This window comes from Escherichia sp. 20412-1 (assembly GCF_003027595.1).
Taxonomy (GTDB): domain Bacteria; phylum Pseudomonadota; class Gammaproteobacteria; order Enterobacterales; family Enterobacteriaceae; genus Escherichia; species Escherichia marmotae.
This window is the reverse complement of sequence record NZ_PYQM01000075.1, coordinates 1-7158: the sequence shown is the minus strand read 5'-3', so window position 1 is coordinate 7158 and position 7158 is coordinate 1. Positions and strand designations below refer to the sequence as shown.

10 protein-coding genes and 3 tRNA genes are annotated in these 7158 nt (G+C 50.7%); all 13 read left to right on the top strand.

Annotated elements, in window-relative coordinates:
* Positions 1 to 77 precede the first annotated feature (77 nt).
* Positions 78 to 659 carry a DUF551 domain-containing protein gene (locus C7B16_RS23490; protein ID WP_107180246.1) on the top strand — a complete coding sequence of 194 codons (582 nt, stop codon included), beginning with the start codon at positions 78 to 80 and terminating at the stop codon, positions 657 to 659.
* A 289-nt stretch (positions 660 to 948) separates the two neighbouring features.
* Complete coding sequence (gene hokD / locus C7B16_RS23480; protein ID WP_201796504.1) at positions 949 to 1104, top strand: type I toxin-antitoxin system toxin HokD; 156 nt, start codon at positions 949 to 951, stop codon at positions 1102 to 1104.
* 169 nt (positions 1105 to 1273) lie between these two features.
* Complete coding sequence (locus C7B16_RS23475) at positions 1274 to 1552, top strand: hypothetical protein (RefSeq protein ID WP_107180244.1); 279 nt, start codon at positions 1274 to 1276, stop codon at positions 1550 to 1552.
* Between the two features lies 1 nt (position 1553).
* The gene (locus C7B16_RS23470) at positions 1554 to 2603 is read left to right on the top strand and encodes a DUF968 domain-containing protein (protein ID WP_107180243.1); all 1050 of its coding nucleotides are present in this window, start codon (positions 1554 to 1556) and stop codon (positions 2601 to 2603) included.
* A gap of 12 nt (positions 2604 to 2615) precedes the next feature.
* Positions 2616 to 2987 (top strand): RusA family crossover junction endodeoxyribonuclease, encoded by a 372-nt coding sequence (locus C7B16_RS23465; RefSeq protein ID WP_107180242.1) that lies wholly within the window; start codon positions 2616 to 2618, stop codon positions 2985 to 2987.
* Entirely contained in the window at positions 2980 to 3363 is a 384-nt protein-coding gene (locus C7B16_RS23460) for an antiterminator Q family protein (RefSeq protein ID WP_001345623.1), read from the top strand. Before C7B16_RS23465 ends, C7B16_RS23460 begins: the two co-directional genes overlap by 8 nt.
* Before the next feature lie 281 nt (positions 3364 to 3644).
* On the top strand, positions 3645 to 4208 hold the full coding sequence (locus C7B16_RS23455; protein WP_107180241.1) for an ORF6N domain-containing protein: 564 nt from the start codon (positions 3645 to 3647) through the stop codon (positions 4206 to 4208).
* Positions 4209 to 4433: 225 nt separating this feature from the next.
* Positions 4434 to 4631: a hypothetical protein gene (locus tag C7B16_RS23450; protein WP_000917767.1), complete on the top strand. Its 198-nt coding sequence runs from the start codon at positions 4434 to 4436 to the stop codon at positions 4629 to 4631.
* A gap of 150 nt (positions 4632 to 4781) precedes the next feature.
* Complete coding sequence (locus tag C7B16_RS23445; protein ID WP_107180240.1) at positions 4782 to 5840, top strand: DNA-methyltransferase; 1059 nt, start codon at positions 4782 to 4784, stop codon at positions 5838 to 5840.
* Positions 5841 to 5880: 40 nt separating this feature from the next.
* Positions 5881 to 5956 (top strand) — tRNA-Ile (locus tag C7B16_RS23440).
* A gap of 7 nt (positions 5957 to 5963) precedes the next feature.
* Positions 5964 to 6040: transfer RNA gene (locus C7B16_RS23435), tRNA-Arg, on the top strand.
* Between the two features lie 13 nt (positions 6041 to 6053).
* Positions 6054 to 6130: transfer RNA gene (locus C7B16_RS23430), tRNA-Arg, on the top strand.
* A 465-nt stretch (positions 6131 to 6595) separates the two neighbouring features.
* Positions 6596 to 7158, top strand: a 563-nt coding sequence (locus C7B16_RS23425; protein WP_143192630.1) for a DUF1737 domain-containing protein, incomplete at its 3' end; no start/stop codon positions are given.

Below are 7158 nucleotides of genomic sequence, written 5' to 3'. Positions count from 1 at the left end.
GTTGATGCTGCAAATGAAGCCATGAGTTACTACGACGATTAATGTCTGGAGGCCGCCCGAAAGGGCGGTAATGAAAAATGACTGAATTAACCAAAGAGCAATTAATCGAAGAGGCTAAATTAAAAATCGCGATTGCGAAATGTCACCCTAATTCAGGAATGGCACGGATAGAGGGGGAGTTATTCAAAATTGCACTGGCATCGCTGGAAGCAGAAGCGCCAAGTCTGCCTGGTGGTTTCACAATTAAAGAAGCAAAAGAATTACATAAGAATCTGGTTAAAAGTCACGTCAGCAAGGCTTTAAGTGGCGAAAAAATGAAAAAAGAAAATCGTGATGCTGATTTGCGCTGGATTCATGACGTTATAGTTCGGGCTGCGTGGTTTGTAAAAGCATCACTGGAGCAGAATACGCTAACTGGCAACTCTCCGGTAACTCCGGATAGTTGGATAAGCTGTAGTGATCGAATGCCTGAAAAGGGCCAGAACGTGCTTATTTCGGTGAATTTCGATAGCTCTCTGGTTGAACCGCTAATATGCTCCGCACGCTATACCGGAAGCACCTTTCGGCGCGGAGATGCAACGATTAAGCCGGGTAATGGTATTGAGCAAGCAACTCACTGGATGCCTCTACCAGAACCGCCGCAGGAGGTGAATCAATGACCTGGCCTGAAGCATTCGCAACGGTAGGAATTGCAATGGCGGTGAGCTGGTGGTGTATTCGATTTGCCGCTGGGGATAAAAACGGTTTGCGGGAAAAGGAGAGTTAAGTAGAATTGCTGCGGGTGCTTGAGGCTATCTGCCTCAGGCATGAACACCAAAGGCAGATAGAGAAAAGCCCCAGTTAACATTCGGCGTCCTGCAAGACGCTTAACATTAATCTGAGGCCCAATCTATGTCTCACAAATGTAGGTTAGCCTCTTACGTGCCGAAAGGCAAGGAGAAGCAGGCTATGAAGCAGCAAAAGGCGATGTTAATCGCCCTGATCGTCATCTGTTTAACCGTCATCGTGACGGTACTGGTAACGAGGAAAGACCTCTGCGAGGTACGAATCCGAACCGGCCAGACGGAGGTCGCTGTCTTCAAAGCTTACGAACCTGAGAAGTAAGAGTGACCAGGCGAGGGAGAAATCCCTCGCCACCTCTGATGTGTCAGGCATCCTCAACGCACCCGCACTTAACCCGCTTCGGCGGGTTTTGTTTTTTCCTGGCATTCTGGTTTACAATTCGCACGCCAGCCTGAACAACTGGCACCTGCTGCGCCAGCAGAGACAACCGATGGCGCACGATACCAAATTACACAATTCTGATGATTCTGCCGTCCTTGCCAGCAGGCACGGGCGGCGTTCCCGCACTTTCAAATCTGACTGGTTCCAGCATGACCCATGCACTGAAGAACAGGCCGAGTGGCTAATTCAGTGCTACCGCAGACACGGATACGAGATTAAGAAAGCCCTCAGCCTCGATTATCGTCACTGGATAATCTCCGTCAGGCTTCCTTACTCCGAACGCCCACCGCGTCCGTCCCGCACATTCCAGCAACGCATCTGGAGGTAACGTGCGGGTATTACTTCGACCTGTTCTGGTTCCTGAACTCGGGCTGGTGATCCTTAAGCCAGGCCGTGAATCCATGCCGGTATTCCACAATACCCGGGTACTGGTGGAGCCGGAACCGAAAAGCATGCGTAATCTGCCGTCCGGGGTCGTTCCTGCCGTTCGCCAGCCGCTGGTGGAAGACAAAACATTGCTGCCGTTTTTCAGTAACGCACGGGTGATTCGTGCTGCTGGTGGTGCTGGTGCATTGTCTGACTGGCTGTTACGCCATATTAAATCCTGCCAGTGGCCACACGGCGATTATCATCACAGCGAAACCGTCATTCACCGTTATGGTACTGGCGCAATGGTGTTGTGCTGGCACTGCGACAACCAGCTGCGTGACCAGACATCCGAATCACTCGGGCAACTTGCTCATCAAAACCTGTCAGCATGGATGATTGACGTCATCGGTCACGCAATAAGCGGTACGCAGGAGCGTGAATTATCTCTGGCTGAATTATCCTGGTGGGCGGTCCGCAATCAGGTGGCGGACGCACTACCGGAGGCAGTATTACGCCGTTCGCTGGGGTTACCCGTAGAAAAAATCCACTCTGTGTACCGCGAAAGCGACATCGTACCGGGAGCGCAGACTGCCTCCAGCATCCTGAAGCAGCGGACAAAAAACATAGCACCACCGCCTCACGCCCACCAGCAACAAACCACGCCACAGGAAAAGATGGTGGTCAGCATTGCCGTTGATCCGGAGTCTCCGGAATCTTTCATGAAGCGACCTAAACGTCGTCGGTGGATTAAAGAGAAATACACACGCTGGGTTAAGACGCAGCCGTGCGCGTGTTGTGGTAAGCCAGCCGACGATCCGCATCACCTGATTGGTCATGGTCAGGGTGGGATGGGTACAAAAGCGCATGACCTGTTTGTGTTGCCTTTGTGCAGAAAACACCACGATGAGCTGCATGCGGATACCGTGGCATTTGAAGAGAAGTATGGTTCCCAGCTGGAGCTGATATTTCGTTTTCTAGATCACGCCTTTGCAACAGGCGTACTTGGGTAAAGGAGGTGACTGATGCGTACAGAGTTTGTTTTGCCCTGGCCGCCGACGGTGAACACCTACTGGCGACGTCGTGGCAGCACATATTTTGTATCAAAATCCGGTGAGCGTTATCACCGTGATGTGGCGCTCATTGTTCGCCAGCAGCGACTGAAATTAAACCTGTCCGGAAGGCTGGCAATAAAAATTACTGCAGAGCCACCGGATAAGCGCCGTCGTGACCTGGACAATATCCTGAAGGCACCACTGGATGCACTGACACATGCGGGGTTGCTTATCGACGACGAGCAGTTTGATGAAATTAATATTGTGCGCGGTCAGCTTGTTCCTGGTGGGCGGTTGGGCGTGAAGATTTACGAAATTACAGGTGATAACGATGGTGCGTGATATTCAGCAAGTTATGGAGCGGTGGGGAGCATGGGCTGCAAACAATCACGAAGATGTGTCATGGGCGTCAATAGCTGCTGGTTTTAAAGGATTAATCCCGCCGAAAGTGAAATCACGCCCTCAGTGTTCTGATGATGATGCAATGATAATTTGTGGCTGTATGGCCCGGTTGAACAAGAAAAATCAGGATTTGCACGATTTGTTGGTGGATTATTACGTAGGTGGAATGACTTTTATGGGGCTGGCACGAAAGCATGGGTGTTCGGATACCTGTATTGGCAAGCGCCTGCAGAAAGCGGAAGGGGTTATTGATGGCATGTTGATGATGCTTGATATCCGACTGGAGATGGACAGATACGTAGAACGAATTATGTAGGAGCTTGACCAGATACATTGTCCGGGGCTATATTCCTCACGCGTCAGCAAAATCTGGCGTCGGGATTAGGAACCCCGGATAGAGACCGCGACAGACACACGCCGTGAGCGTGTTTTTTATTGTCGTATGCACCCGCACATCTGAATTATGGTGGGGCGTATGGGGGAGCTGAAAAGCTCGCCGGTTGGTTTCCCGGTAGTTCCTAACCCTGTACGTCTCACCACCCGATGATTAGGAACCTGACGGTGGTGATAGTTTAGAAACCACTAGAGGGCGTCATTATGACAACTCAAATCTCTGTTGAAACTCTCTCTCCGATCAGCCATAACCAGATTCCTGTTATTACCACCGAACTTTTGGCGCAGCTTTATGGCACCGAAATTCTGAATATCCAGGTTAACTTCACCAGAAACAAAGAGCGTTTTGTCGAAGGAAAGCACTTTTTTAAAGCAGCGGGTGAAGAATTAAAAAATTTGCGACTTACTTTAAGTAAGTCGCAAAAAACCATATCTCCCAAAACTCGCACTCTCATCCTCTGGACAGAACGAGGCGCAGCCCGCCACGCAAAAATGCTGGAAACAGATCGGGCGTGGGAAGTGTTCGAAAAACTGGAAGATTGTTATTTCAGCCGAAAACAACCAGCTGCAGCACAAAACACATCTATCGAAAATGATGGATGCGCATTACTGATCCACTTCGATAAACACGGTCAGGTCGACTTCACGGAAAAAGTACCCGCCGATGCGATGGTATGCACTCTGGAACGGTTCAAATTTTATCTGGAACAACGCGGCTGGATCGTTGCCCGTAAAGAACAACTGGTGGAACGACTGATGCGGCTTTAAAAATTTTCCCCGAACGCTTTACGATCGTAAAAAGTTGAATATCCTGTTAAGAGTGGTTACTACGCCACACAGCTTAAACCCGCCGATGAGCGGGTTTTTTTTGTGCCCGAAAAGCGGTACAGGACGTTAAATGCGCTGGTGGTTGCGAATACCGGTCTTTCAGCTTGCTGGCTTTTTTGACAAGAGTTATTGGTGTGTCACGTTAACCGGTAAAGGGAAAAAGACATGCTGAAACAGCAGGATATGACAGAAACCGCCAGAGTGGTGTTTAATGAATTGAGCGTCACCGAACCGGCGACAGTCGGGGAGATTGCACAGAACACATACCTTTCACGCGAACGCTGCCAGTTAATACTGACCCAGCTTGTTATGGCGGGGCTGGCAGACTATCAGTTTGGTTGTTACAGACGCCTTCCACAGTGAAGGCTTTTTTATTTGTGGTAAATGGGCGGCTGGTGGGTGTTAGGGGCACTCACCAGCCATCTGCTCATGCGTTGGGTTCACAAGCAAACCTCAGGCCCACTGCTTTGCGCAAAAGCAGAATGAGCCTATCAGAGACAGGCTTAATGATCCATGCTTAATACTGTAAAAATATCCAGTTGTGAGTTAATCAACGCCGACTGCCTGGAATTTATCCGGTCGTTACCCGAAAATTCTGTTGATCTGATAGTCACGGACCCGCCGTACTTTAAAGTGAAGCCTGAGGGCTGGGATAACCAGTGGGCGGGTGATGAGGATTACCTGAAGTGGCTGGATCAGTGTCTTGCGCAGTTCTGGCGGGTGCTGAAACCTGCCGGAAGTCTTTACCTGTTCTGTGGCCATCGCCTGGCATCCGACATCGAAATCATGATGCGTGAACGCTTTAATGTGCTGAACCATATCATCTGGGCGAAGCCGTCCGGACGCTGGAACGGATGCAACAAGGAAAGCCTGCGGGCGTATTTTCCGGCCACAGAGCGCATTCTGTTCGCGGAACACTATCAGGGGCCGTATCGCCCGAAAGATGTCGGGTATGAGGCGAAGGGCAGATCACTGAAACAGCATGTGATGGCTCCGCTGATTTCTTACTTTCGTGATGCGCGTGCGGCTCTGGGGATAACGGCAAAACAGATTGCTGATGCCACAGGAAAGAAAAACATGGTGTCGCACTGGTTCAGTGCCAGTCAGTGGCAGCTACCGAACGAAAGCGATTATCTGAAATTACAGGCGCTGTTTGCCCGGCTGGCAGAAGAGAAACATCAGCGTGGAGAACTGGAAAAGCCACATCACCAACTGGTCAGCACATACAGTGAGCTGAACCGGCAGTATGCCAGCCTGCTGGAAGAGTACAAATCACTGCGGCGTTATTTTTCCGTATCGGCAGCCGTTCCTTATACGGATGTCTGGACGCACAAGCCTGTGCAGTATTATCCGGGCAAACATCCCTGTGAAAAACCGGCAGAAATGTTGCAGCAGATAATCAGCGCAAGCAGTCGTCCGGGAGACCTGGTTGCAGATTTCTTCATGGGGTCGGGGTCGACAGTGAAAGCAGCGATGGCGCTGGGACGTCGTGCAATTGGTGTTGAGCTGGAGACTGAGCGTTTTGAGCAGACGGTCAGGGAAGTACAGGATTTAGTCAGTCAGAACGGATGATATTGCAGAATTAGTGACGTGCCGTTATTATTCAGCGCCCGGCCCTTTAGCTCAGTGGTGAGAGCGAGCGGCTCATAACCGCCAGGTCGCTGGTTCAAATCCAGCAAGGGCCACCATCACATACCGCCATTAGCTCATCGGGATAGAGCGCCAGCCTTCGAAGCTGGCTGCGCGGGGTTCGAGTCCTCGATGGCGGTCCATAATCGGTATCCTGCGTTGTTAGCTCAGCAGGACAGAACAATTGCCTTCTGAGCAATCGGTCACTGGTTCGAATCCAGTACAATGTGCCATTTCTTCTTTTTTAATTGTTAAATCCCTCACAATTCAGACTGTTAATGGTTGTCTGGCTGTCAGGGATTTTGTTAAAAGAATCCTGCATGGTGAATCCCCCTGTGCGGCGGGGCATAATGACAGATGTTTGGTTGCGTATTGTACAGGCAAGTTGCGGATTCTGTCTGGTCATTGCAGAATTCACCGGGAGGCACCCGGCACCATGCAGATAATTGTTTTGTGGATGATAATACCAGCCCCTCTCCGGAGGGGCTTTCTTATGGGCGAAAAAAAGCCCGGGGAGCCGGGCAATAGCATGAGATATACGTTTTTATAGACGTACAGATTTTAATCAGAATTTATGGGGCTGCGCAACTGCGTGGCCTTTTTTGTTTTGTGGGCTGAGGTTCTCCCCTTTGATTCGCCATGTGGCTGAACCTGTAGCCCGTCACTGTTCAGACGCAGTCCCGGAAAGGGGAGGAATAATGGCATTTAAACACTACGATCTGGTCTCTGCCAGCAGCGGTGATGAACTGCAAAAGAAACTGACAGAAAAAATAAATGAAGGGTGGCAGCCATATGGTTCGCCGCTTGTTTCGTATGACGATAACGGGATGAAAATTATTCAGGCCATTGCAGCAGAGGGTGATGTCACCACACCGGTGGTGGTTCCGGGCGGTGATATCAGCGTTACTGTTGCCAGTGAGCCGGAGTATTACTACGTGGTTGCACTGGCCGGGCAGTCCAACGGCATGGCCTATGGTGAGGGGCTTCCTTTACCGGACTCTTATGACCGGCCGGACCCGCGCATTAAGCAGCTGGCACGCCGCAGTACGGTGACGCCGGGTGGAGCCGTCTGCGCATACAATGATGTGATTCAGGCTGACCACTGCCTGCATGATGTTCAGGATATGAGCGGACTTAATCACCCGAAAGCTGACCTGAATAAGGGACAGTATGGTTGTGTCAGTCAGGGGCTGCATATTGCCAAAAAACTGCTGCCGTATATCCCGCAGAATGCCGGAATACTTCTGGTGCCCTGCTGTCG